Raw genomic sequence first — 23,778 nt, 5'->3', positions numbered from 1 at the left:
AAAAACGGCACATTAAGTGCCGTTTTTTTAACGCTAGTCGACTTTGTTTTCCAATGCCGGTTTGCCTATTTCGATTCGTTTAGGCTTTTTCGATTCAGGAATAACCCGTTCTAAATCGATGTTTAGCAGGCCGTCTTTGAGGTCTGCGCCAATCACATTAACGTGATCGCCTAACTGAAACTTCCGTTCAAAATTCCGTTCTGAAATGCCTTTATGTAGGAATCGTCGGTTGTCTTTCTCTTCCTTCGTTTCTTTTTTACCGGTTACCGTTAAGGTGTCTTCTTGTACTTCTATTTGGATTTCACTTTCGGAAAATCCAGCCACAGCCATAGCGATACGGTATTTGTTCTCTTCTAACAGTTCAATGTTATAAGGAGGGAAGGTGCTTTGGTTTTCAAACCGCGCGGCATTATCGATAAACGTTGCTAGGCGATCTGAACCAATAAATGAACGATAAAGTGGTGATAAATCAATTGTACGCATAGTCATACCCTTTTAATTAAGCAATATGGTGTTGTTGACCCCGAACATCGGCAATCAACAGTGTTAAGAGCCCGCACAATGCAGGCTCGAGAAAAAATGTTACCCTTGGTTGCCTGTGCTGCCGCCGATATCGATACGACGAGGTTTTTTCGCTTCAGGAACAACCCTTGCTAATTCGATATGCAGTAATCCATTTTCCATGTTGGCACCGATTACCTTAACGTGATCGCCTAACTGGAATTTACGTTGGAAACTACGTTCTGAAATACCTTTGTGTAGAAATTGAGTATTGGCCTTTTTATCGTCGTCGGTTCTTTTACCGTTGACGCTAAGCACATTGTTTTCTGCTACGATGTCCACATCTTCAGAAGCAAAGCCTGCCACTGCCATTGAAATACGGTATTTGTCATCGCCCAGCAGTTCGATATTGTAAGGGGGATACGCATTCTGATTGTCTGTACGAGATGCAGCATCAACTAAAGACGCAAGACGGTCAGAGCCGATGAAAGAACGGTAAAGTGGAGATAGATCGATAGTACGCATAGTCATATCCTCATGAATAAGCAATATGTTAATTGGTGTGCCCCGACATTGCGGCGGCGGTTTTATCGGCCTTGCTATCAAGCACCGACAACTTAGATATAGGTTTGGTCTTGATTTTTTCAACAATAAAAATGAAAAAAAATTTAGCGCCGGCATGTTATGGCTAAAGACAAACGAGATATCAGACTGATTTTAAAGAAAATTCAATTTATTAGATGAAAAACAAAAAAACTTTTAACTAGACGTCCATTTTTACTGCATAGTGTATTTTGATTAGGTTGAAACAATGGTAGTGTACAAATTGTAAACATAACGAGTAGTCGTCATATGCAAGTTGTCATCACATTGGTTCTGTGTTGTTTGTTATCGGTAGTCGCCAATGGGCAAACTATTACGGTTGTTACCGAAGCGTCCCCTCCCTATCATTACCTAGACAAGGACGGTAACGTCAGTGGCGTAGCGACGGATCAGGTTAAAGAAATACTCGAAGAGGCTAATATTAACGGCGAGTTTATGCTTTATCCGTGGGCACGAGCTTACGATAAAGCCATTCGCCATCCAAATACGCTAATTTACTCCATGGCCAAAACATCAGAGCGGGATAAAGCCTTTTACTGGATTGCAAAAGTTAGCCAATTTAATCTGGCCGTTGTCGGTCTTGCGGATAAAAAAGAGACGAAAGCGTTTTTCGCCGATGAGATTTATCAACAGCACACCTTTGCGGTTCAGCGTGACGACATCAGCTATCGCTGGCTTATTGATAAAGGGCTGCGAGAAGGTGAAGAGCTGCTAGTGTGTGCTGATATCCATTGTTCTTGGAGTTATCTATTACGGGGCGTGGTGGATTTTATTATTGAAGATCCAGCGCTTATTGGCCCAACAGCAAAGGAAATGGATGTTAACCCCGCTGCACTTGAAACCTATTTGATGATCCCGGAACTTGCCGTAGACGGTTATTTAGCAGTGAACAAAAAAATGGACCCAGTTGTTGTGGCTCAACTTAAAGATGCGGCTCAACAACTGGGGTTTCAGTCTACTTCTGATGACGAGATTGAAGCACGCCGATAACGTCTTTCATCGATAAGTCGCTAGCCTGAAGTAATACGGTGAGGTGGTAGAGTAAATCTGCCGCTTCATTTTTAAGTTCTTCTTTATCTTGTACCGTAGCGGCCAGCGCGGTTTCCACACCTTCTTCACCCACTTTTTGCGCAATGCGTTTGATCCCTTTACTATAAAGAGAGGCGGTGTAGCTAGAGTCGGGATCGGCAAATTTGCGCGCGGCTAATACCCGTTCTAGATCGGCTAAAAATGTGTAGGCCGCCGGTTGGTTATCAAACCAGCAACTTTCAGTGCCGGTATGACAAGTAGGTCCTTTAGGTGTGGCCTGGATCAAAATAGCATCATTGTCACAATCGCTACCGGCTTCTACTAACGATAATACATTGCCCGAGGTTTCCCCTTTTTGCCACAGTCGTTGTTTAGAGCGACTAAAAAACGTCACTTTACCCGATTCCAATGTGGTTTTCAGGGCCTCAGCATTCATATAGCCTTGCATCAGCACTTTGCCTGATACCGCGTCCTGAACGATGGCAGGAATAAGATGTTCCATCTTCTCCCACGCCAGTGATGCCATATTGTCTAAATTAATAATCATACTTTTATCCTTACCTCTGATGGCGGCGACGCATGGGAATGCCCTGAGACGACAGGGTATCTTTAAGCTCTTGCATATCAATAATACCTTTGTGGAAAACAGACGCAGCGAGGGCGCCGTCTACATCGGCATCTTGAAAAACCTGGGTGAAATGTTCAATCGCGCCGGCGCCGCCAGAGGCAATCAGAGGAACCTGACACACTTCTCGCACCGCTGACAGCTGCTTAATATCGTACCCTTTGCGCACACCATCTTGGTTCATACAGTTGAGGACGATTTCACCGGCGCCCCGTTGCTGCACTTCTTTAATCCAGTCTACCGTATGCCATCGTGTTTGCTGAGTACGGGCGGCATCGCCAGTAAACTTATAAACATCGTAACGGCCACTCTCTTCGTTATAAAAACTGTCTATCCCAATCACCACACATTGCTGACCATAGATGTCGTGCAATTGGTTAATGAGATCAGGATTCGTGAGGGCGGGCGAGTTAATAGAAATTTTATCTGCGCCCATCTCTAAAATGCGACCGGCATCTTCCACAGACTTGATACCGCCTGCCACACAAAAAGGGATATCAATCACCTGCGCAATACGACTCACCCAGCTTTTATCTACTACCCGTCGATCTGAGCTGGCGGTGATATCATAAAACACTAATTCATCAGCACCGGCTTTGGCATATTGTTCTGCTAACGGCACGATATCGCCAATGATTTCATGATTTCTAAACTGAACGCCCTTGACGACTTTGCCGTCACGTACATCCAAACAAGGGATTATCCGTTTTGCCAACATGCAATGGCCTCCTTAACGGTGAACTTGCCTTCTAACAGGGCGCGGCCAAGAATAACGCCGCCTACATTGGTGGGACGTAAAGCACGAATATCGTCAAGACCGCCAATGCCTCCCGAGGCTTGCCAGCTGATTTGTGGGAATTTGGCACAAACATCTTGGTACAAGGAGACGTTACTGCCTTGCAGTGTACCGTCGCGACTGATATCGGTGCACAGTACATGTTTAACGCCCACTTTTTCAAAACTCGCAAGCAGTGACTCTAACGCCACGCCGGAGTTTTCTTGCCAACCGTGGGTCGCAATCATACGCTGGCCGTTATCATCAATGTTTACATCCAAGGCCAGTACGATGTGTTCTGGACCGTATTTCTCTATCCAGCTTTGTACCCGTTCAGGCTCTTTTACGGCCAAAGAGCCAATTACAACCCGACTGATGCCTGCCTCAAGCAACTGAGCCACATCTTCTTCGCTGCGTATTCCGCCGCCGGCCTGAAACTTCATGCGTTGTGTGTCTACCATGCGTCGAATCAGGCTAAGCTGACGTTTACTGGTATCTTTGGCACCGGTAAGATCCACAATGTGAAGCCACTTTGCACCTTGGTCGGCGTAGTCATGCACCACGTCGATAGGATCTTTTTCGTATTGGGTTTTTTGCTTGTAGTCACCTTGAAACAAGCGCACAACCGCGCCGTCAATTAAATCTATGGCTGGAATTATCATTACATTTCCACAAAGTTCGTTAACAGTTGAGCGCCGGCTTCGCCAGAGCGTTCCGGATGGAACTGAACACCAAAAAAGTTATCTGATTGCAGTGCCGCTGAGAAGCGTTGACCGTATTCACAGGTCGCTAGGGTTTTTTCATAAACCGGCACGGCAAAGCTGTGTACAAAATAAAAATAAGTGTCTGCGGGGATGCCTTTGAATAGCGGGCTATCTTGCTGCGGCGTAATGGTGTTCCAACCCATATGAGGCAGCCTGAGTTCACCGGCTTGTAGGCGAGCCACATGGCCCGGCATCAAACCCAAGCATTGGATCACGCCGTCATTGGTTTCATCTGAGGTTTCTACCATCAGCTGCATGCCTAAACACACCCCGAGCACGGGTTGCGTTAAGCTGCGTAGGGTGTCACTTAGCTGTTTGCTTTCAATACTGCCCATGGCGGCAAATGCACTACCTACACCGGGAAGAAAGACCTTATCGGCCCCTTTGATTACCGATAAATTGTCTGAAACGTCTACGGATACCCCTAGACGTTCTAAAGCAAACCTAACCGAGGAGATATTGGCACAGCCGGTATTTACAATGACAATTTTTTGCGTCATTACAAAGCTCCTTTACTACTGGGCAAGGCATCACCTTGGCGAGTAATAGCTTGGCGAAGAGCACGACCAAAGACTTTAAACAGGCTTTCTACCTGGTGGTGTGCATTACCTTCGGTGGTCGACAAGTGTAGGGATAGCCCCATGCTTTGTGCTAAGGAGTAGAAAAAGTGGGGCACCATCTCCGTGGCCATTTCACCTACTTTGTCGCGACTAAATTCAGCATCCATTTTTAAGTATGGGCGATTCGAGATGTCCATAATGCATTCGGCGCGACATTCATCCATTGGTAAAGCAAAGCCGAAACGGCCTATGCCTCGCTTATTGCCTAGCGCCTTTTTAAGGGCATCACCTAGCGCCAACGCGGTATCTTCAATACTGTGGTGATCATCGATGTGCAAGTCACCATCTACACTGACTTGCATTTCAAAGCCGCCGTGGGTGGCAATCTGATCAAGCATATGGTCAAAAAATCCCATCCCCGTGTGAATGGACGATTTTGCTGGGGAATCAAGATCAATGCGCACTTTGATATTGGTTTCCGAGGTGGTTCGCACCACTTCAGCAATACGAGATGATGCTAATAATTGCTTCTCGATGGCTTGCCAGTTTGTTTCTTCTCGGCTGTATTGAATACCTTTTATTCCCATGTTCTCGGCTAACTGCATGTCGGTGATTCGATCACCAATAACGTAGGAACGGGTGAAATCAATGCGGCCTTGTTGAAGGTAATCTTTTACCAAGCCTAATTTGGGTTTGCGACACGTGCAGTTGTCAGACTCAAAGTGGGGGCAAATGAGCACATCATCAAAGGTAACGCCCTGACTTTCAAACACTGCCATCATGGCATGATGGGGCAGGTCGAAATCGGCTTGGGGAAAGCTATCGGTACCTAAACCATCCTGATTCGACACCATGACCAGCGAAAAGCCGGCCGCTTTGAGTTTAAGCAGAACAGGAATGACATTGGGTTCAAACACCAGTTTTTCTAAACTGTCTAGCTGTTTATCTACGGGTGGTTCTTCTACCAGGGTGCCATCCCGGTCAATAAAGAGAATTGCTTGCTGACTCATTTGGAGGCTCCTGTTTGTGATCTGAATTCGTCAATAAGGCCCAGCAAACGATCATTTTGCTCGGGACTGCCTACGGTAACGCGCAGGCAATGTTGTAAATTAACCTGTTTGGACTGATCGCGAATTAACATGCCTTTACTAACCAAGTAAGCCATCAATTCAGCACTTTGCCCATAGCGAAAAAGCACAAAGTTGGCTTTGGTATCGCCCACTAAGGTAAATTCATCAATTTTTGCTAAGGCATCAGTAAGCCGTTGCTTCTCGTTATTAATGATATTGACTTGCTCATCCAAGCGTTGGATATTTTGTGCGGATAACGCTGTTGCTGCAATCTGCGCTACCGGCTCGGGAATAGGGTAGGGGGCAATGACTTTCATCAGAGCATTAATTACCGGTTCGTTGGCCAAGGTAAAACCACAACGTAAGCCCGCTAATGCAAAGGCTTTGGATAAGGTACGCAAGATCACTAGGTTCGGGTAATCTGCTAGTGCATCTACCCACGTACTTTGGGCGTCAAATTCAATATAGGCTTCATCGACCACCACCAATGCGCTGTTAGCAAAGTGATTTAACACGGTTTGCAATTGGCTTTTAGCTACCGGTGTGCCGGTGGGATTGTTCGGTGCACAAATAAACACCACGTTAACGTTGTCGGTATTACAAATGCCCTCAATGTCTAACGAAAAGTCGTCGTTAAGAAGCACTTTTTTTACCCCTACATCGCAGGTTTCTGCGCTGATGGCATACATGCCATAGGTAGGAGGGCAGATCAGGATGTTGTCTTGGCCAGGGGTACAAAACGTACGGATAAGTAACTCAATGCCTTCATCGGCACCACGGGTCACCATGAGCTGCTTAGGATTTACCCCTGCATAGCGTGCATAATTTTCAACCACATCATCGGGCTGGCAAGACGGATAACGATTAAAGTTACTGCTGTCTACCTCGTAGTGATTAGAAAACGGCGATTCATTGGCGTTTAGCCAGTCTTGACCGCCAGAATACAAGCGCCGTGCCGACTCATACGGTTTAAGTGGGATTAAATTATTATTGATTAAATTATCAACCAATTTACTCACGACGCATCTCCTGTGAGTGCTGCCATCCGTAGGGCAACGGCTTGTTCATGGGCATCGAGGCCTTCCGCTTTTGCCAACGTCATAATGGCAGGGCCAAGATTACGCATGCCATCTTCACTGAGTTGTTGCACCGTATAACGGCGCATGAAATCGAGTAGCCCTAAACTTGAGTAGTTACGGGCGTAGCCGTAGGTAGGCAACACGTGGTTGGTACCTGAGGCATAATCCCCGGCTGATTCAGGTGACCATTTACCGACAAATATGGAGCCGGCGTATTTAATGGTAGGCAGTAAATCCCGGGCATTATCTGTTTGTACAATTAAGTGCTCTGGCGCGTAAGCGTTGCTTACGGCAATGGCACTTGGCATATCCTCGGTAAGAATATAGCGCGCATTTTCCATGGCTTGAGAGGCAATAGAAGTACGGGAAAGCGTGGCAAGCTGTCGGGCGACTTCTGCCTTGGTGGCGGTAATCAACTGAGCACTATCGGTCACTAAAATAGCTTGTGAATCAGGACCATGCTCGGCTTGGGATAACAAATCCGACGCCACAAAGCTGGCATCGGCGTTTTTATCTGCCAGTACCAGTACTTCAGAAGGACCGGCAGGCATATCGATGGCTGCGCCATCCGGCCGTTGACTCACCTGCTGCTTGGCTTCGGTAACAAAGCTGTTGCCCGGGCCAAAAATTTTGTCCACTTTGGTGATAGCGTTGGTGCCAAAAGCCATGGCACCGATGGCTTGCGCCCCGCCGCACAGATAAATTTCATCAATATGACAACGGGCCGCAGCGTAAGCAATTTCAGGGGCAATTTCACCGGCTTGATTAGGCGGTGTGCACAATACTTTGCGCTCGCAGCCTGCTACTAATGCCGGTACCCCCAGCATTAACACTGTAGAGGGTAACGGCGCGCTGCCGCCAGGAATATAAAGGCCAACGGCATCAAGGGCTGTAAATCGTTGTTCACACACCACCCCTGGCGTCGTGGTAAGGGTGATATCTTCTGGCTTTTGCGCTTCGTGAAATTGCTTTACGTTTGCAAAGGCGGTGTTGATAGCGGCCTTGACGTCTTCGCTTACGCGAGCGGCTAATTCATCGCGTTTTTCAACGGTAAGCGCCAATGTTTGTAACCGTGCGCAGTCAAACTGGCGCGTATATTCAAGTACCGCTTCATCACCCGTATTACGTATGGCATCAAGCATGTTGGCCACGGTAGTACGCAGTGAGTCTGAGTTTTTCATTACCGGGCGCGCCAAGGCTTCTGCTTTTTCCCGTTCAGAAAGTGAAGACCAAGTTATCATGACTGCTTAACCCATCATTTTTTCAATTGGCATAACCAGGATAGAACGACATCCCAGGGCTTTGAGTTTTTCCATGGTTTCCCAGAATAAATCTTCTGGGCTAACAACGTGAACCGCAACAGCGTCATCGGTACCGGCTAGAGGCAAAACCGTTGGGTTTTCTGCGCCGGGTAATAGGCTTTTCACTTGCTCTAGATAGGCTTTTGGTGCGTGCAGCATGATGTACTTGCTTTCTTTGGCTTGAATAACGCCGTCAATTCGGGGGACCAAACGGTTAATTAACGCTTGTTTGTCGTCATTCAATGCGCCGTCAGCACGTTGGATGAGTACGGCTTTTGAGCGAAAAATCACTTCTTCTTCTACTAAGCCATTGGCTTCTAACGTTGCTCCGGTAGAAACCAGGTCACAGATGGCATCGGCGACGCCAGCACGGGGTGCCACTTCCACCGAACCGGTAAGCATCACCGCCTGGGCATTAACACCATTTTCGTTGAAATAGCGTTCCAATAGGTAAGGGTAGGTGGTGGCCACTTTTTTGCCTTCAAGAGAGCGAATACCCTGATAATTCATTTCTTGGGGAACCGCAATAGATAGGCGGCAGCCGCCGTAATCGAGACGACGTAATACTTCAAATTCAGAGGCTTTATCCGCCGCTTGGCGTTCCAGCATTTTTTCTTCTAGCTCATTTTCGCCAATAAACCCTAAGTCAACCACACCATCCATGACTAATCCCGGAATATCATCGTCGCGAACACGAAGTAAGTCGATGGGCTCATTAGTAGAATGCGCAATGAGTAAACGGTCACGAATATAGAGTTTAATACCAATTGCCTTTAACAGCGCGATACTGTCATCGCTAAGACGGCCTGACTTTTGAACTGCAATACGCAGACGTTTGCTGTCACTCATGTGAACATTCCTCTTTTTTAAACCTGAAAATGAAGCTGCTTATACGAAAAACCCCCGGAAGTTTCCTTCCGGGGGTCGAGAATTTTTTCATCTGCGCCACTGGAAGGAGACAATAACCTTCCAGCACGAACCTGAAAGGCTATGCTATATGATGGTGGTGATGGTTAGCAGCGCAATTTAACATTAAACTATTTTCCAATCTTTTTAACGGCGCAAACAGTAGCTAATTGATTAAGTTAAATCAACCCTTATTTTGCCCTTAGGGGAATTATTCTACTAATTCTTTAGTCATAAGGTATATCTAGGTCCATATTCACTTTAAAATACCCTTTTTATGAAATATTTGTAACGGGTTTAAGGAGTACACATGGTAAACGATCTTATTTTTCCCATCCTGCCCCGAGAAGGAAAGGTTCCCGTTACTGTGGATGATCGGGTTAAGAAAATAGACAAAAGTTCTGAAACCAAAGGGCTAAGTGAAGAAGAGCGTCAAGAACACGATGAGGAACGTCGTGTAACAGAAAAAGCCCAGGAAGAGCGCCACCAGGGTGACGCTAAACAAGAGTCATCAGAGCAAGACGATAACGAGCCTGCACCGTCCTCATCCGTTGCTGATTCGGCGAGTCGCTCTGCAGGCGACAATACCGATGCTGACAGTAAAAAAGATAGCAAAGGAATTAAACACCTGGATATTTACATTTAAGAGGTTATCGTATTATCGTGCTTTACTTCGTTAGCCGCTCTTGCCGCATGGGTTTGGTTAACCAACGCTTTGCGAATACTCATTGCATCTGTGCACGGTTCTTCGAAGGGGATAAAGGTAATCTTCTGCTCATCAGTGAGATAGTGAGCCCCTTCTGCAAACACACTGATCATGGCGATAGTTGTGCTTTTTACATTGGCGTAGTGGCGTAGAATTTCGCCCATGGCGTCTTGATGATCTTGGTTCATATGGTCAATCATACTTTGGCTAGATTCATGCCATTGGGCCGGTGGCGTATGCCACGTATTCGCATCTATCCAATGAATTTTGCCAAACCCACCGATGTACCTCACCCGCACGGTTTTAATTTTGTAAAAATGGAAATCATGGGTTTGTTGATATGTTCTGGCTTGGGGAAATAGCTGAAAATACAGCCGTTCATTGTCCTCGCTATCAGCTAATTCGGCATTTCCCATAATTGTTACCCGAGCATTAGCTTGAGAGTCAGCTTCAGTGGCGTCAAAAATCGTTAAACTGACTTTATTATCTGCTTTTAAATTTCTTGTATGTAATGCGATGTCGCTAATATAAATAAGTACGTCGCCGTGGTGATCCATGACGAAAGGAACAATGGAACCGAAGGGGTAACCAGGCATTGACGTGGATTGGGTGCCTAACACGCCAGAATGTTGGCGACGACACAAATGTTTGGCCTCTTGGGCTAGAGTCTGAATAGACATAGTAAATCCTCTAAAAAGTTAATGCGTCACAAGTGGCGGCTTGTTCTCACGTTGAAGCAATTCAACCTGAGTATGAAAACAGCGCGACAGGGTCGGTACGGTTAATACATCTCGGGTATTTCCTTGAGCCAAACACTGTCCGTCACCCAAAATCCACATCTGCTGGCAGTAGGGTGAAATTAAATTAATATCATGACTCACGCAGATAATGGTTAATCCAAGGCGAGTTAAGCTATCTAAACGTTGCATTACATCTCGCTGGTGGCGAAAGTCTAATGCAGAGGTGGGTTCATCAAGAATCAGTAGCTTATTGTCTAGGTCTGGTTGGGCATTCGCTAGACTCCCTTCATTGAATAACTGCATTAAGGCTTTACCGAGAAAAATCCGTTGTTTTTCCCCACCGGATAAGGTTTGGATATCGCGTCCTAGTAAAGGTTCCAACGACAACCATGATGCAACTTGTTGTAACCATCCAAGTCGTTGGCGCATGGGTTCTCGATATAGACTGCGGCCAAGTAATAAGACTTCATCGGTTAAAAAGGAGAAGGGCGTCAGTGCTTGTTGCTGCATGACTGCGCGATGTTGGGCCAGTGATTTTGCCGACCATTCATGAATGTTTCGGTTCAATATGGTGATTTGACCACCTTGAAAAGTGGTACCAGCAAGGGCACCAAGTAGGGTTGATTTTCCACAGCCATTTTCACCTACAATTGCAGTCATTTGGTAACTGGAACACTGGCCACTTATATTTTTTAAAAGCTCACGGTTACCCCGTGAAACACATACCTGACTTAGCGTCACAATGGGTTTAGTTATAGGCATATTTTTGTCTGGACAGTAGATAAAGAAAAAAGGGCGCACCCAAAGCGGATGTAATAATGCCAATGGGAATTTCTACAGGACTGATTAGGGTACGAGATAGCATATCGGAAACTAACAACAACAGGCTTCCTACAATACCACTAGCGGGTAACAGGTAACGATGATTAACGCCAATGAGTGCTCGGCATATATGGGGTACCACTAAACCAACAAAACCAATAATGCCGCACAGGGCCGTAGCAATTGCCACCGCAAAAGCAATGGTCCAGAGTATCATTCGCTTAGTGTGCTTTACATTTAATCCCATGCTTGCGGCATCTTGTTCACCTAAGGCAAATAAGTTTAATCCATGACGTGTGCGCCAAAACAGCAGGATGCAAATAAGTGAGCAAGGTAGTAGCATCAAAACTTGTTGCCAGTTCGCACCGGCTAGACTGCCCATGGTCCAATAAGAAATTTGTCGTAGCGCGTCGTCGTCGGCCATATAACTGATGGCACCAATGATAGTGCCGCTAAAGGCGTTAATTGCTACGCCGGCAAGAATTAACGTTGCCACTGTGAGCCCTTGTACCTGTTTTGCCATTCTAACAACAATGGCAACACTGAGTAATGCGCCTAAAAATGCGGCTAGAGAGGTGCTAAATAACGCGCTTGCACCGAGCAAGGGTACAAATGCGATACTCGCGGCTGCCGCCGCTGCGGCGCCGCCTGAAATGCCGATCAAGCCCGGATCTGCTAACGGATTACGCACCAGCCCCTGCATAGCACATCCTGACATGCCTAGCAGCGCACCGATGCAGCTTGCCATTAAACTACGAGGTAAGCGCAATTGACTCAGTACATACCATTGTTGCTGGTGGCCTAAGGGTTGGTCAGTGGGTTGGAAAAGAAAATCCACGACATCAGGTAATTGGATCTGATAACTCCCCACCCATAGGGACATTAATGCAACGAGTATGGTCAGTATGGAACTGAGTAATAGCCAGCGTATACGGGTTTGATGCAAACGCAAGATACGGTCACTTGATGGTGTGTTTTGATCGTATTGCACAGACAGAGACGGTGCCAAAATCAGTCCTTGGTTACTTGCACTGCTAAGGACAGGATGCGTTGTAATGTGTCAGGAATTCGGGGAGACAACCCTAAACTGGTGGCGCTATCAAGGGCTTCGACAAGGCAATGCTTACCTGCGTAGGTTTGCTTGATAGCCCCATGGCCACATAAATCTTGTTTTGCGGTGGCTCCTGCAAGTAAATGACTGGCCACAAAAATAATATCAGGGTTAGCTAACATAATTTGTTCGTTGTTCATCACTTTAAAGTTATCAAGGCTGTGGGCTATATTTTCCAGAGCTAATTCGGTGAACAGCGCATCGGGTAGGGTGTGATTGCCGGCAACCGTGAGTCCACGATCAGTATTAGCAACAATGTATAACGCTTTCACTCCTTCAATACCTTGGTGGTTAGCTTGCTCTTTTAACGTCGCGATACGTTTCTTTATGCGCCTGTTAAGTGCTTTACCTTGGTCGGATGCATTAACCTTATCAGCGATGGCGCTGATCATGGCATATAAGCCGTCCATATCTCGGTTTTGAGTAAAAATATTCACCGTGACATGGGCGGCTTTTAGTTGTTCAATCATACTTTTTGGCCCAGTTGCGGCTGCGCCAAATAGGTGAGAGGGCATTTGCGCTAGCACACCTTCACTGCTTAATTGGCGAAAATAGCCCAATTTTGGCAAGGCAGCGGCTTTTTCGGGGTAAAGACTGGTGTTGTCAGTGGCAATAACAAGATTGCCTCGTTCAAGAGCGAAGAGTATTTCTGTGACACTGGCACCAGCCGACACAATGCGCAGAGGTGGTTCATTGGCAAGACTGGGGGTACTGAACAAGACCAGTACAATAAGTAGTAACTTCATGAATCAATTCCCATTAGGGCTTGCAAAGCAAGCCCTGATTATATGCTTAGGGTTATTCTTCGATAGCCGCGGCGCGGAAACTGTAGCTGCCGGATGTGCCATCTTCGTCGTAATAGCTGGTGATTTGGAATTTAAAGGTCTCGGCGCCCACTTTCAGCAAATACACGCCGTATTGTGAATACAACAAGTGACTGGTGCTGTCGTAGTAATACCAAGGGTATGCATCAAAGGCATAGCTTGTGTAACTATCACTCGTAAAGGCAAGATAAGGGGCCGCTTCGGTATCAATGCCGGTGTAGGTCATGCCATCAGTGGCCATCACAGTGGCATCATCGGCCAAGGTCAATGCAAACTCAGCGCCGCCATCGGTACAGGTCAGCATTAAGTCCCAATCGTCAGATACGGTAGCGGTGGTTTGCGTATCAAAATCAACGTACATGTTGTCGCTACAGCCGCTGGTAGATAAAGTTAAAGATTGTTCAATGCCGAATTCACTTTGTCCATCAAGTACGCTTTGGTGCTCAATACCAAACGTGATTTCGCTAATATAGTAACCGCTGGTGGTAATGTCAGTGACGTGGAAACGAGTGTAATTACTATCCGAATAGACGATGTAATAGGCGTCACTGGCGGCAGTAACCTCATGAGAGGATGTGTCATAGTTATAAAAAGTGGTACCGATAACCGAGGAGGCAATATCCGCGGTAAATTCTTCATCAGCTGGAATGTCGGCACTGGTTACTGCCGTGAAATCATCTAACTCTGAGTCTGCCGTAGCAGCTAAAAAACGGTCGCCGAGGGCATTACCGTCATCGTCGTAAAAATCACTGTTATTGGCGGTGAAATACATACTTACGGGAGTGTCTTGAACGCCATTCAACCAAATGCTGGTACGCTGAAAAGCGATATCCCAGGTGGTATTATTACTCGCCTCGTCATCGGTGATAGCGACCGTCGTCATGGTGTCTAAATCAAAATAGACGGTTTCTGGCTCGCTGGCTGTACCTGTGCTAAAGGGCCCGTAAATACTTGTGTCGCTGGTCTCGGTATTGGTATCAGTATCAGTATTCGCTTCCGTATCACTGCTCGAACTGCTACCACTGCCGCCGCAAGCGGTTAAACTGAGTGCCAGCGCACTTGCTATGAGTGTTGCTTTAAAATCCATGATTACTCCATGTTTAATCGTTAAAGTGTGTAACTGATCCCCAAGGTAAGACGGCGACTGGTTAGGTCCCTAGCGTCAAATAGACCTTGTGCTACAGCTTGAGAGTTTTGATGTTCATCAAAAATGTTTTCGATGCCGAGTTGGGCATTAAAATGAGCGGTAAAATTCATTCGAAATTGAGCGTTGAGGGTGTGGGTATCGTCTTTGTACACCCCGTCGTAACTACTATCAGGGGCTTCGTCAAAGGTTGAGACCGCATATATTTGAAGATCTGCGTCAAAGGCAGTGAATTGCTGTGTGTATGAAGCTTTAATCAAATGACGAGGGCGTTCGCTAAGGCGCTGTTCATCGCCATCTACGGCATGAGTATAGCTATAATTTAACTGCCATGACTGGCTGTCATTTTTCATATCCAGCGCAAAATCCAAGCCTGAAATGGTGGCTTGATCAATATTTTCATACACATACACATCAAGCCCTGCCTCTTGGGATAGGTCTGCATCTAAGCTTGTGGTAATAAATTGTTTGGCGCGGGTGTAGTGGGCGCTAATATCCCCGGTGACTTGCCATTGGGATTGCCATTTAGGACGAATTTGTAAGCCGATATTGAGGTTCTTGGCTGTTTCTGGCTCTAGGGTTTCATCACCGATGATCATATAACCTAGGTTACTATGATCAAAAATATAGTAGCGTTCTTTTAAATTAGGGACTCGGTAACTTTGCCCTAGGCCCATGCGCATTTGCCAATCTACCTGGTCACTTTGCCATTGTTGGCTTACGCTGCCGCGCCATGCTTGATGCCAATCAAAATCACTGTCGTATTGTAGGCGACTGCCTAGTAACCACTGACGGGTTTGCTGGGTAATATTCACTTGGGCGTAGGTTTCTACACTTTCCCGCTGGGCATCGTCCACTTCTGTGCTGTTGGTGGCTAAGTTAACCTGATCGAGTTTGTCTTGATGAAGGACGGTGCCGACAATCCACTCGTAATCGCCTTGCCATACTTTTTGCGCATCAATTTCACTGAGCAAAATATGGGTGTCACGCAGGGCATTGGAATAGCCACTGGTTTCTTCATGTCCTAACGCCCGGGCACTGACTTGCCAATCTTTGTCGATAACAAGATCCACATCCTGTTGCCACTGACGAACATCAGACAGATACCTTAGTAAACTGGTTTGACCGGGTAGGGTAGAGATGGCCTTGTCTTTTTGTTCTTCAAACCAACGGCTTTTGGTGCTGAATTTTATGGCATCAAATTGACGACTTAAATCCAGATGGATAAAGGTTTTGTCTACGGCTCCGCCACTTTGGGCAACCGAGGATGGATCATAGTCAAAGCCGGGATCATCAATATACTGAACATTAAGGCTGGTTTGCCATTTGGCAATGCTATGATCGGCTTGTAGTCGAAAGAGTTGTCCGATTTCATCGTCATCAATGGCATTGTCAAGGTAAGATGAAAGCTGGTAGGTGAGTTTGACTTGGGACGCTTCAGGGGATTGGGTAATGATATTAATAACCCCACCCATGGCTGAACTACCATATAAAACCGACGCCCCCCCTCTTACTATCTCGATTTGTTTAATATTGTTGACGCTAATTTGGTCTAAATCCACGGCTGAACCTGTGGGGGCTACCAAGGGTTTTCCGTCCATTAAAACCAGCACACGGTCGGCCGCGAAACCTTGCAATTGAACGGTATAACCATCTTTCATGCTTCTAGAGACTACGACACCAGGCATAATATCGAGCAGTTGCTTTAACGTACCCTGACTAAGCCGTGCAATGGTTTCTTGTGCTATCACATCCACTTTTACCGGCGAGTTGTACAGCATTTTGGCAGTACGAGTGCCTGTTACGACGATAGTTTCCGGCGCGGTAGCATTTGCCGCGAGTTCCCCTGCGCCAGCATGAATGGAAATAAAGCTAATAAAAACAAGTGAAAGGTTAAATCGCATTAGTAGCGCAAATGATAATGATTGTTGTTTTGATCCTAAGGTGGGCCATCGATTTTTGCAACAACTAAATGTTTTTTATCACACTATTTACATTGAAAACGCAATGAGCTTTGCGTTAGGGCCATTGCTCATTGATATGATAACGATTATCTTTTTCTTATGCGGCAAATTGGGGATTAAACAATATCTAAGCTGCGCAATGGCGACCCTCAGTCAGATGTAGAATAAACCTTGATAGTGGTGTTGCTTAGCTTGACTGAGTCTTCAGTCGAGCTTAATACTAGCTCCACCGACTGGTTATGGTTGTCAACGGTAATACTCAGAGTGGCTGTTTCAATATCGGTATGGCTAAAAAGCGTTTTAAAAGCAGACATTGTTTCTTGGTGATCAAAGGTAATATCCGCGCCAAATTTATTATGGTCTTCATCATACCATTTATAGCCGATGGCTTTAGGAAGGGCAGAATTGGTATAGTCTCTGATTTCAGGGTTAGAGGTTTTAAAATAAAAATGGGTTCCGTTAAAGAATTTCACCCGTATCTCAGCCGGTGTTCCGGTATGCGTGAACTGATAATCTAATTTCCATGGGTAAGTGCTACGAAAGATACTCCAATTGACTTCCTCATCTGCTTTACCTTCTTGATATGTATCTTCTTTTTCCGACCAATAGGCAAGTGTATCCGCTACGTATTTGGCGCGATCTTGTATACCGCTGGGATTAAAGGATTGCATGCTAACGGTGGTTTGATGAGCCTTAAAATGACCGATCTCTACGGATTTATCTGCGCCTAGCAACCACACCGAAACATGTCCTTTAGGCGCCATTCCCACTACCACTGACGAATAGGTTTGCTTCTTGCCTAAGTGATCGGTATAGCCGGTTTCAAATAACTTTTTTATTTGCTCAACAGGTAATGGAAAGTTACCCGTGTAGAACTGATTTTCGATAAATGATAACCAAGTTATGTGCAGTGTTTTGGGGATAGATTTAACGTCGTCGCCCACGACATAGGTAGAGCCTGTCTCTCCCCAACCGTTATGGACCGTGCGCCCACCAGAGGGAATATTGACTGTGCTTCCGTCTTCACAGGTGATGATGCCACGATAAATTTCAATAGGGTACGCTTTTGGCGCGCTTTCCGTTGGCTGCCATGCAAACTTTTTAACAGCGAGGCTTTTTCTGTCTTGACAATAGGCCATATTATTTACCAATAAAAGTCCACAAGCAAAAACCATGGTTTTGTTTGAAAATGAAATGTCGCAACTCCTCTGCGTTTTATGTCCCAATTGAAAAAGTTTGGCAAGTTGTCATAACCAACTGCTCATAGAGCATTCAAAAAGAGAATAATTTAATAGATAGTTACACGTTACCTCTAAATGAATTAGGGTGTAAACCAATGCTTAGTTTTGTTGGCAAACCACACCAATGACAACATAACCGGTACTTCTACTAATACACCCACAACGGTAGCTAATGCCGCACCTGAATGCAGGCCAAACAAAGAAATGGCCACGGCCACAGCCAGTTCAAAGAAGTTGGAGGTGCCAATCATACATGCCGGAGCGGCAATATCATGACTTAAGCCCATACGCTTGGCTAGCCAGTAAGCTAGGGCAAAGATACCGTAAGTTTGAATCAGTAATGGAATGGCAATAAGCACTATGGCTTGGGGGTCGGCAATGATGGTTTCTGACTGAAAACCAAACAGCAGCACAACCGTTGACAGTAAGCCCACCACTGACCAAGGCTTCATAGTGCTTAAAAAGCCGTTCAGTTTGGTGTGATCATCACCTTTATCCAGTTTTTTACGGGTAATGGCACCCGCAACTAAGGGGATCACCACGTATAAGACAACGGACAGTAACAACGTATCCCAAGGCACAGTAATGTCGGTAACGCCCAATAGAAATGCCGCTAAAGGTGCGAAAGCAAAAATCATGATGATATCGTTAACCGAGACTTGTACCAGCGTGTAATTGGCATCACCTTTGGTTAATTGACTCCATACGAATACCATGGCGGTGCAAGGCGCAACGCCCAGAAGGATCATGCCGGCGATGTATTCTGATGCGGTTTGTGGGTCGACCCAGTCGGCAAAAATCCCCTTAAAGAACAGCCAGCCTAAGAACGCCATGGAAAAAGGCTTTAGTAACCAATTGATTACTAAAGTTAATATTAACCCTTTGGGTTTTTTGCCCACATCTTTAATGGAGGAAAAATCCACCTGCACCATCATCGGGTAAATCATTAGCCAAATCAGCACAGCAATAACCAAGTTAACGTGCGCAAATTCAAGTCCTGCAACGGTGCTAAACAGCCCTGGAAACATGCTGCCTGCAATCAGGCCAATTAGAATGGCAAGGCCTACCCACACAGAAAGATAACGTTCAAAAAATCCCATTATTATGTCCTAAATTGATTTTTGGTTAACCCGTTTACTAAGTTCTTCCGCTGATTCAACCCGTTCGGAATAACGGTCAACAAGGTATTCTTTGTTGTCCCGCAACAGCAGGGTAAATTTCATTAGTTCTTCCAACACATCCACAATGCGATTGTAAAACGGTGAAGGGATCATGCGTCCCTCCTCGTTAAACTCGAGAAATGCCTTAGGGACCGAAGATTGATTAGGAATGGTGACCATACGCATCCAGCGACCTAAAACACGCATCTGATTGACCGTATTAAAGGATTGGGAGCCACCACATACTTGCATGACGGCTAGAGTTTTTCCCTGGGTGGGTCGCACACCGCCTAAACTTAACGGGATCCAATCTATCTGACTTTTGAAAATACTGGTCATGGAGCCGTGCCTTTCTGGTGAACACCACACTTGGCCTTCAGACCAGATAACCATATCCCGTAACTCTTGAACTTTGGGGTGTGATTCATCTTCGGTGTCTGTTTGCGGTAAGCCGTGAGGATTAAATATACGGGATTCTGCGCCTAATTTATTGAGGATCCGCGCTGCTTCTTCTACCACAAGGCGGCTGTAGGAACGCTCTCTTAACGAGCCATACATGAGTAATATACGCGGTTTGTGGGTTGAAAACGTCATATTGAATTGCGCTTGGGAAGGGGTTTTCCACTCGGCTTCAACGATATTCGGAGTTGAGAGATCTTGACTCATTACGACTGGGCTCCTAAGTCATTTAACGCGACTTTTAGCGAGGCCGTATCGAGATCTTGTGTGGCAATTTTGGCTAATTTAGTTGCGCGTTGTTCAATAATTTTAATGGTGTTTAAAAACGCCGTTTTTACGTCTTCTTCACTGCCTTCGATTTTTGAAGGATCTGCTAAACCCCAGTGGACTTTGATGCTTTTTCCAAACCAAACTGGGCAGGCTTCACCGGCGGCAGCATCACATACGGTGATCACCACATCGGCATGAAAATCTTCAAACTCGTCCCATGATTGGCTTTTTAAGCTGTCGGTTGGATATCCGGTTTGTTGAAGATACTTAACCGATAGTGGGTGGACTTCGCCCACAGGCTGACTGCCTGCACTGCGCGCATCAATGACACCGCCAGCAATTTTATTGGTAATAGCTTCAGAAAGAATGCTTCTGCAGCGATTGTGGGTACAAATAAAAAGAATCTTCATAAGGTTTCCTGTTAACAGCAGTCGTTGCGTTTTATTTGGCATTGTTTAAATTTGACGGCAGCATTAGATATAAACGAATCCGTACCCGCGGCGGTTTTCGCGATGACCTCATAGGCCCATTGGGGTAATTCGGGATGAAGACGGTAGTACACCCATTTCCCTCGGCGCTCATCAAGTAAAATATTGCATTTGCGAAGGGAGGCGAGATGACGGGATGTTTTGGGTTGATCCATTGCCAGTGCTTCCATTAACTCACACACACAGGCCTCATTAAACTGGTGTATAAGTAGCACAGATTTAAGTCTGGACTCATCGGACAGACATTTAAAAAATTGAGTGGGATTCATATATCCACATATGTTTTAAATTACATATGTGAATATTTGCATGTGATGATGGGTATGTCAATGCCGCTATAAGTCGTCATAACCAATCATTGCCATTAAAACCGGCTTGAATAGCAAAAAGCCAGAGACGAAGCTCTGGCTTTTAAGAGAGGATAGGGCAGTTGATGCTATCTGAAGTTTTCCAAAATGGCTGGAATACCCGGCAATAAGCCCACCAGTGCCATAACGGCGGTAAGTACAAAAAACATGATGCCAGGTATGATCCAACGACTGGCGCGACTTAGTTCCGCGCTTCTATCTTTACAACCAATTAAACCTAGGTTATCGAGTAACATGGTCAAAGACCATCCGAAAGCGGGATTGACCAAAGATGAAGCAAATACCACGATGGCGGCGGACTGGGTTGTTTTGCCCTCGCGGGTCATTTCCATACCGGCCTCAAGTAGTGGAATAAACACACCTACCACTAGCGCAACGCATAACACCGGTTCCCAAATAGCAAGATCCATTGGGTAGCCCCAAATGCCGGCAACAACACAGAATAAGGCGGTGAGTAAAGCGCCTGCCGGGATGGGGCGTTTAGCAATCGCCGCGGGTACAATGTAGGTTCCCCAAGAGGACGCAAAGTTGGCTCCACCTAAAATAGACCCGACGGTTTGGCGCGCTGAGGCACTGACCATGGTGTCGTCTATATCCATTTGTACTTTTTCAGTGCGAGCAGGGTAACTGATTTTTTGGAACACCTGATGTCCCAGAAAATCGGGCGACCACATCGCCACCGCTAATACGGCAAAAGGTAGCACAACAATAAAACTTTCGGCACTGGGTAAGCCTAACATCCAGCCGGTGTTTTCACCCCACCAATACATGGGGTTGATATTGGGAAAACCAGGGCTTGTATGAAACTCAAAGGGCGCCCCCATAGCAAAGGCTAAACCGCCACCAAGTAAGCAACTTAATGGCACAGCTAACCAGCGTTTTTTCCAGTGTTCTAACAGGGCATACAAAATAATCGTGCAGGCGATGACCACAAAGGAAATGTGGGACATGCCAATTCCCTCTGACCACGCGAAGAGTTTTTTAACCTGCGATGTTGTGCCAATAAAACCTAAGTAAAGAAGCAATCCGCCGCAAACACCTTTACTGGTAAGGTTGGCCAGCAAACTCCCGCCTTTACTTATTGCCAATAGAAAGCCAAAGATGCCGATTAATAGGCCAAATGCCATGGGGTGACCGCCGGCGGCAACCACTAAGGGGATCAGGGGAATGAGTGGACCGTGGGTACCTGCCAGATTCGCAGTAGGTAAAATAAATCCAGAAAATAAAACAATGAAAAAGGCAACAATGATTAATTCATACCTGACATTCTCCAGTACGAAAGAATCGCCTAATCCTAGAGGGCCTGCAAAAGTGGCTGCGATGGCCCCTACCATGACTACCTTGCCTATGGTTGCTGCCATGGCTGGGATCGTGTCTTCCCATTCAAATCGGTAATCTTTAAATGGCCAATTAGGCCGCCAACGTTTCGGAGACATGATTTGCAATTCGTGACATAAATAGTCGTCGCGAGATTCAAATGAAGCACTTGAACGGTGTTTACTTTGATAATTATCGTCGACGGATGACGCACTGTTGATCGTGTCTCTACCAGCCTGTTCGGTAGATGTGTTGTTGGTAGTCATTGCTACTCCATGGGCTTCAATCTTGACTACCGGCATACTAAAGTACAAAAAAAGTTATGAAAGTTATTATTGTGTTAATAATTTAACCTAATTAATACATATTTGGTGCTTTTATAGTCTGAGAAAATACAAGGCATTGGTGCAGACGACTTTATCCGTTGTGGTATATGACTGCAGAGAGATGTGTGGGGAAATAGAGTTTTTCACATTGGTAACATTGTATTTACATGTGCATATAAGCTATTGGTCTTATATAGACCTTTGCCTAAGCCAATGCTTAGGCAAAGATGAGTGAAAATGAGGGGGAACGAGGATTGTACTCACAACCCGGTATTAATTAAGTGCACTATCTACCCAAAACTTAGTGCCTTTTACCGTTGCTTGTAGTGCTAAGCCGCTTTCAGTCATGGTATAAACGGTAACATCACCGAAATAACCCTCGCCATTATACGCGACGCCTTTGTTACCAGCCTTAGCAGTGACATCGGCATTGCCGCCAGCCGTCCATCCTTGTTCAATAAAATAATTCATAGCTTTGCGAGTATGGAAAACCATAACGATGCGATAATCTTTTGCGCCAATCCCCAGGCCAACGCCGCCCTCTGCCATATTCATATACGTTTTTTGGCCAGTGTGATTATTATTTACCACCCCATAACCTGTGCCAGCGGCAAGAAAAATAACATTCACGTTGGCATTACTGAATACCGCAAAGCCGGGCGCGTTTTGCAATTGAGCTTTGGTATCGGGCTTTTCCTTAAATAACTGCGCTAATGCGGTGTCTTGCATGGTTAAAATGGCTTCTCTTTTTTCAGAGATAGTACCCGTGCCCATGGAAGCGCAACTGGCAAGACTAAGGGTGACAGCAATAATTGCCACACGTTGCCAAAAAGATGATTGTACGCCCATTTTTTACTCCTGATATCCCGTTATCTCTTCGTTTTTTTCTATCGAAGAAAGCTAATTATAAAAATTAAGTTAACTATAGCCTTAGTTTAAGCAATAGTTACGCCACTGACTCTATGTTATTAAGTTTACTATAAAAAATACTTGAAAGCGGGGCGCTGAGATAATAAATCGAGGCAAAGTGTCACCTTTAACTGACACCTCTTTGGGGGCGGGTGCACGATAGGGTAACGACAATAACCCCGAGTATCAGTATACCTAAATGAAACTCGGGGTAATGAAATATAGATGTAAAGTCTATTTACCTAGGGTAAAGCGGGTGTCTGCATCTCGTAAGAAATACAAGGTAAAACAGGCTGCCCACATTGGCCAAGCGGCAAAAAATAACAAGTTATGAAATGCATCAAAGTACAGATTAATAGCGGAGAGGGTTGAGCCTCCGTGCAATAGGAAAATCAGACCATAAGTCCAACGTTTCGCAATGCCAGCCAGAAAAGAAAACACCAATACCAGTTGTACTGCGCCTAAAATGTATACAGCGATTTCGGGTACACCACCAATACCGTAAAAGACTTCAAAAACGCGAGCCCCGTGGGCTGGGTTTACAAATTTGTCTAATGTCCAAACGAACATGACAAGAAAAAGCGAAAGGCGAATAGCTAACAAAGCCCAGCTTAATCGTGAAGCCAGGGGATGTTGCAAGTTAGAGGGATGTGATTGCATAAATTTTCCTATGGTGAATGAAGTTTATATAGAACGGGCGGACAGGTTTTTTATTT

General features: G+C 45.7%; 26 protein-coding genes and 1 other annotated feature. Of the genes, 2 read left to right on the top strand and 24 right to left on the bottom strand.

What is annotated here, in order from left to right:
- Nucleotides 1-33 precede the first annotated feature (33 nt).
- Together KO501_RS16360 and KO501_RS16355 are read right to left on the bottom strand one after the other, a co-directional pair.
- Nucleotides 34-483, bottom strand: coding sequence for an Hsp20 family protein (locus KO501_RS16360; RefSeq protein ID WP_216030768.1), 450 nt, complete (start codon nucleotides 481-483; stop codon nucleotides 34-36).
- A gap of 99 nt (nucleotides 484-582) precedes the next feature.
- Nucleotides 583-1,026 (bottom strand): Hsp20 family protein, encoded by a 444-nt coding sequence (locus tag KO501_RS16355; protein ID WP_216030767.1) that lies wholly within the window; start codon nucleotides 1,024-1,026, stop codon nucleotides 583-585.
- Between the two features lie 327 nt (nucleotides 1,027-1,353).
- Between KO501_RS16355 and KO501_RS16350 the strand changes: the two genes are divergently transcribed.
- Nucleotides 1,354-2,094: a transporter substrate-binding domain-containing protein gene (locus KO501_RS16350; RefSeq protein ID WP_216030766.1), complete on the top strand. Its 741-nt coding sequence runs from the start codon at nucleotides 1,354-1,356 to the stop codon at nucleotides 2,092-2,094.
- On the opposite strand, the gene hisIE is transcribed toward KO501_RS16350, so the two are convergent.
- Genes hisIE through hisG form a run of 8 tightly spaced genes read right to left on the bottom strand, consistent with a single transcriptional unit; the run spans nucleotide 2,060 to nucleotide 9,156 of the window.
- The gene (gene hisIE / locus KO501_RS16345) at nucleotides 2,060-2,680 is read right to left on the bottom strand and encodes a bifunctional phosphoribosyl-AMP cyclohydrolase/phosphoribosyl-ATP diphosphatase HisIE (RefSeq protein ID WP_216030765.1); all 621 of its coding nucleotides are present in this window, start codon (nucleotides 2,678-2,680) and stop codon (nucleotides 2,060-2,062) included. The genes KO501_RS16350 and hisIE overlap by 35 nt on opposite strands.
- A 10-nt stretch (nucleotides 2,681-2,690) precedes the next feature.
- Nucleotides 2,691-3,476: an imidazole glycerol phosphate synthase subunit HisF gene (gene hisF, locus KO501_RS16340; RefSeq protein WP_216030764.1), complete on the bottom strand. Its 786-nt coding sequence runs from the start codon at nucleotides 3,474-3,476 to the stop codon at nucleotides 2,691-2,693.
- Complete coding sequence (gene hisA / locus KO501_RS16335) at nucleotides 3,458-4,195, bottom strand: 1-(5-phosphoribosyl)-5-[(5-phosphoribosylamino)methylideneamino]imidazole-4-carboxamide isomerase (RefSeq protein WP_216030763.1); 738 nt, start codon at nucleotides 4,193-4,195, stop codon at nucleotides 3,458-3,460. The genes hisF and hisA overlap by 19 nt, the downstream gene beginning before the upstream one ends.
- A complete protein-coding gene (gene hisH, locus KO501_RS16330) occupies nucleotides 4,195-4,797 on the bottom strand; it encodes an imidazole glycerol phosphate synthase subunit HisH (RefSeq protein WP_216030762.1) in 603 nt (200 codons plus the stop codon). Before hisH ends, hisA begins: the two co-directional genes overlap by 1 nt.
- On the bottom strand, nucleotides 4,797-5,867 hold the full coding sequence (gene hisB / locus KO501_RS16325) for a bifunctional histidinol-phosphatase/imidazoleglycerol-phosphate dehydratase HisB (RefSeq protein ID WP_216030761.1): 1,071 nt from the start codon (nucleotides 5,865-5,867) through the stop codon (nucleotides 4,797-4,799). The genes hisH and hisB overlap by 1 nt, the downstream gene beginning before the upstream one ends.
- Nucleotides 5,864-6,946 (bottom strand): histidinol-phosphate transaminase, encoded by a 1,083-nt coding sequence (hisC, locus tag KO501_RS16320; protein ID WP_216030760.1) that lies wholly within the window; start codon nucleotides 6,944-6,946, stop codon nucleotides 5,864-5,866. The genes hisB and hisC overlap by 4 nt, the downstream gene beginning before the upstream one ends.
- On the bottom strand, nucleotides 6,943-8,247 hold the full coding sequence (gene hisD / locus KO501_RS16315; RefSeq protein WP_216030759.1) for a histidinol dehydrogenase: 1,305 nt from the start codon (nucleotides 8,245-8,247) through the stop codon (nucleotides 6,943-6,945). The genes hisC and hisD overlap by 4 nt, the downstream gene beginning before the upstream one ends.
- A 6-nt stretch (nucleotides 8,248-8,253) precedes the next feature.
- Complete coding sequence (gene hisG, locus KO501_RS16310) at nucleotides 8,254-9,156, bottom strand: ATP phosphoribosyltransferase (RefSeq protein ID WP_216030758.1); 903 nt, start codon at nucleotides 9,154-9,156, stop codon at nucleotides 8,254-8,256.
- Between the two features lie 46 nt (nucleotides 9,157-9,202).
- Nucleotides 9,203-9,320, bottom strand: a sequence feature (His leader region).
- Between the two features lie 203 nt (nucleotides 9,321-9,523).
- On the opposite strand from hisG, the gene KO501_RS16305 reads away from it, so the two are divergent.
- Entirely contained in the window at nucleotides 9,524-9,859 is a 336-nt protein-coding gene (locus KO501_RS16305) for a hypothetical protein (RefSeq protein WP_216030757.1), read from the top strand.
- Here KO501_RS16305 and KO501_RS16300 read toward each other — a convergent pair.
- The 14 genes from KO501_RS16300 to KO501_RS16235 all read right to left on the bottom strand — a co-directional run bounded on the left by KO501_RS16300 (nucleotide 9,856) and on the right by KO501_RS16235 (nucleotide 23,722).
- A complete protein-coding gene (locus KO501_RS16300; protein ID WP_216030756.1) occupies nucleotides 9,856-10,599 on the bottom strand; it encodes a DUF2470 domain-containing protein in 744 nt (247 codons plus the stop codon). The genes KO501_RS16305 and KO501_RS16300 overlap by 4 nt on opposite strands.
- Before the next feature lie 18 nt (nucleotides 10,600-10,617).
- Complete coding sequence (locus tag KO501_RS16295) at nucleotides 10,618-11,421, bottom strand: ATP-binding cassette domain-containing protein (RefSeq protein ID WP_289847314.1); 804 nt, start codon at nucleotides 11,419-11,421, stop codon at nucleotides 10,618-10,620.
- Nucleotides 11,408-12,490 (bottom strand): iron ABC transporter permease, encoded by a 1,083-nt coding sequence (locus KO501_RS16290; protein WP_252728515.1) that lies wholly within the window; start codon nucleotides 12,488-12,490, stop codon nucleotides 11,408-11,410. Before KO501_RS16290 ends, KO501_RS16295 begins: the two co-directional genes overlap by 14 nt.
- A gap of 2 nt (nucleotides 12,491-12,492) precedes the next feature.
- A complete protein-coding gene (locus KO501_RS16285) occupies nucleotides 12,493-13,338 on the bottom strand; it encodes an ABC transporter substrate-binding protein (protein WP_216030754.1) in 846 nt (281 codons plus the stop codon).
- Between the two features lie 52 nt (nucleotides 13,339-13,390).
- Nucleotides 13,391-14,503, bottom strand: coding sequence for an HmuY family protein (locus tag KO501_RS16280; RefSeq protein WP_216030753.1), 1,113 nt, complete (start codon nucleotides 14,501-14,503; stop codon nucleotides 13,391-13,393).
- A 20-nt stretch (nucleotides 14,504-14,523) separates the two neighbouring features.
- On the bottom strand, nucleotides 14,524-16,464 hold the full coding sequence (locus KO501_RS16275) for a TonB-dependent receptor (protein ID WP_216030752.1): 1,941 nt from the start codon (nucleotides 16,462-16,464) through the stop codon (nucleotides 14,524-14,526).
- A gap of 209 nt (nucleotides 16,465-16,673) precedes the next feature.
- The gene (locus KO501_RS16270; RefSeq protein ID WP_216030751.1) at nucleotides 16,674-17,663 is read right to left on the bottom strand and encodes a DUF2931 family protein; all 990 of its coding nucleotides are present in this window, start codon (nucleotides 17,661-17,663) and stop codon (nucleotides 16,674-16,676) included.
- Between the two features lie 182 nt (nucleotides 17,664-17,845).
- Complete coding sequence (gene arsB / locus KO501_RS16265; protein WP_216030750.1) at nucleotides 17,846-18,865, bottom strand: ACR3 family arsenite efflux transporter; 1,020 nt, start codon at nucleotides 18,863-18,865, stop codon at nucleotides 17,846-17,848.
- Nucleotides 18,866-18,874: 9 nt separating this feature from the next.
- Nucleotides 18,875-19,591, bottom strand: a complete 717-nt coding sequence (gene arsH, locus KO501_RS16260) for an arsenical resistance protein ArsH (protein ID WP_216030749.1) — start codon at nucleotides 19,589-19,591, stop codon at nucleotides 18,875-18,877.
- On the bottom strand, nucleotides 19,591-20,064 hold the full coding sequence (locus KO501_RS16255) for an arsenate reductase ArsC (RefSeq protein WP_216030748.1): 474 nt from the start codon (nucleotides 20,062-20,064) through the stop codon (nucleotides 19,591-19,593). Before KO501_RS16255 ends, arsH begins: the two co-directional genes overlap by 1 nt.
- Nucleotides 20,065-20,075: 11 nt before the next feature.
- Nucleotides 20,076-20,411, bottom strand: a complete 336-nt coding sequence (locus KO501_RS16250; RefSeq protein ID WP_216030747.1) for a metalloregulator ArsR/SmtB family transcription factor — start codon at nucleotides 20,409-20,411, stop codon at nucleotides 20,076-20,078.
- 167 nt (nucleotides 20,412-20,578) lie between these two features.
- Complete coding sequence (locus KO501_RS16245; RefSeq protein WP_216030746.1) at nucleotides 20,579-22,093, bottom strand: DUF3360 family protein; 1,515 nt, start codon at nucleotides 22,091-22,093, stop codon at nucleotides 20,579-20,581.
- A 333-nt stretch (nucleotides 22,094-22,426) separates the two neighbouring features.
- The gene (locus KO501_RS16240) at nucleotides 22,427-23,002 is read right to left on the bottom strand and encodes a YSC84-related protein (RefSeq protein WP_252728513.1); all 576 of its coding nucleotides are present in this window, start codon (nucleotides 23,000-23,002) and stop codon (nucleotides 22,427-22,429) included.
- 294 nt (nucleotides 23,003-23,296) lie between these two features.
- Nucleotides 23,297-23,722 carry a hypothetical protein gene (locus KO501_RS16235; protein ID WP_216030745.1) on the bottom strand — a complete coding sequence of 142 codons (426 nt, stop codon included), beginning with the start codon at nucleotides 23,720-23,722 and terminating at the stop codon, nucleotides 23,297-23,299.
- Between the last annotated feature and the right edge of the window lie 56 nt (nucleotides 23,723-23,778).

This window comes from Alteromonas sp. C1M14, from assembly GCF_018860965.1.
GTDB lineage: Bacteria > Pseudomonadota > Gammaproteobacteria > Enterobacterales > Alteromonadaceae > Alteromonas.
This window is presented reverse-complemented; position numbering and strand designations above follow the sequence as displayed.

Excerpts from the sequence above, each read along its gene's own strand:
- KO501_RS16245 (WP_216030746.1), bottom strand. The coding sequence starts at position 22,093 with ATGACTACCAACAACACATCTACCGAACAGGCTGGTAGAGACACGATC.
- KO501_RS16255 (WP_216030748.1), bottom strand. The coding sequence starts at position 20,064 with ATGAAGATTCTTTTTATTTGTACCCACAATCGCTGCAGAAGCATTCTT.
- KO501_RS16305 (WP_216030757.1), top strand. The coding sequence starts at position 9,524 with ATGGTAAACGATCTTATTTTTCCCATCCTGCCCCGAGAAGGAAAGGTT.
- KO501_RS16235 (WP_216030745.1), bottom strand. The coding sequence starts at position 23,722 with ATGCAATCACATCCCTCTAACTTGCAACATCCCCTGGCTTCACGATTA.
- KO501_RS16360 (WP_216030768.1), bottom strand. The coding sequence starts at position 483 with ATGCGTACAATTGATTTATCACCACTTTATCGTTCATTTATTGGTTCA.
- KO501_RS16250 (WP_216030747.1), bottom strand. The coding sequence starts at position 20,411 with ATGAATCCCACTCAATTTTTTAAATGTCTGTCCGATGAGTCCAGACTT.
- hisH (WP_216030762.1), bottom strand. The coding sequence starts at position 4,797 with ATGACGCAAAAAATTGTCATTGTAAATACCGGCTGTGCCAATATCTCC.
- KO501_RS16285 (WP_216030754.1), bottom strand. The coding sequence starts at position 13,338 with ATGAAGTTACTACTTATTGTACTGGTCTTGTTCAGTACCCCCAGTCTT.
- hisF (WP_216030764.1), bottom strand. The coding sequence starts at position 3,476 with ATGTTGGCAAAACGGATAATCCCTTGTTTGGATGTACGTGACGGCAAA.
- hisIE (WP_216030765.1), bottom strand. The coding sequence starts at position 2,680 with ATGATTATTAATTTAGACAATATGGCATCACTGGCGTGGGAGAAGATG.
- hisG (WP_216030758.1), bottom strand. The coding sequence starts at position 9,156 with ATGAGTGACAGCAAACGTCTGCGTATTGCAGTTCAAAAGTCAGGCCGT.
- hisA (WP_216030763.1), bottom strand. The coding sequence starts at position 4,195 with ATGATAATTCCAGCCATAGATTTAATTGACGGCGCGGTTGTGCGCTTG.
- KO501_RS16270 (WP_216030751.1), bottom strand. The coding sequence starts at position 17,663 with ATGGCCTATTGTCAAGACAGAAAAAGCCTCGCTGTTAAAAAGTTTGCA.
- KO501_RS16280 (WP_216030753.1), bottom strand. The coding sequence starts at position 14,503 with ATGGATTTTAAAGCAACACTCATAGCAAGTGCGCTGGCACTCAGTTTA.
- arsH (WP_216030749.1), bottom strand. The coding sequence starts at position 19,591 with ATGAGTCAAGATCTCTCAACTCCGAATATCGTTGAAGCCGAGTGGAAA.
- KO501_RS16355 (WP_216030767.1), bottom strand. The coding sequence starts at position 1,026 with ATGCGTACTATCGATCTATCTCCACTTTACCGTTCTTTCATCGGCTCT.
- arsB (WP_216030750.1), bottom strand. The coding sequence starts at position 18,865 with ATGGGATTTTTTGAACGTTATCTTTCTGTGTGGGTAGGCCTTGCCATT.
- KO501_RS16350 (WP_216030766.1), top strand. The coding sequence starts at position 1,354 with ATGCAAGTTGTCATCACATTGGTTCTGTGTTGTTTGTTATCGGTAGTC.
- hisD (WP_216030759.1), bottom strand. The coding sequence starts at position 8,247 with ATGATAACTTGGTCTTCACTTTCTGAACGGGAAAAAGCAGAAGCCTTG.
- KO501_RS16240 (WP_252728513.1), bottom strand. The coding sequence starts at position 23,002 with ATGGGCGTACAATCATCTTTTTGGCAACGTGTGGCAATTATTGCTGTC.
- hisB (WP_216030761.1), bottom strand. The coding sequence starts at position 5,867 with ATGAGTCAGCAAGCAATTCTCTTTATTGACCGGGATGGCACCCTGGTA.
- KO501_RS16295 (WP_289847314.1), bottom strand. The coding sequence starts at position 11,421 with ATGCCTATAACTAAACCCATTGTGACGCTAAGTCAGGTATGTGTTTCA.
- KO501_RS16275 (WP_216030752.1), bottom strand. The coding sequence starts at position 16,464 with ATGCGATTTAACCTTTCACTTGTTTTTATTAGCTTTATTTCCATTCAT.
- KO501_RS16300 (WP_216030756.1), bottom strand. The coding sequence starts at position 10,599 with ATGTCTATTCAGACTCTAGCCCAAGAGGCCAAACATTTGTGTCGTCGC.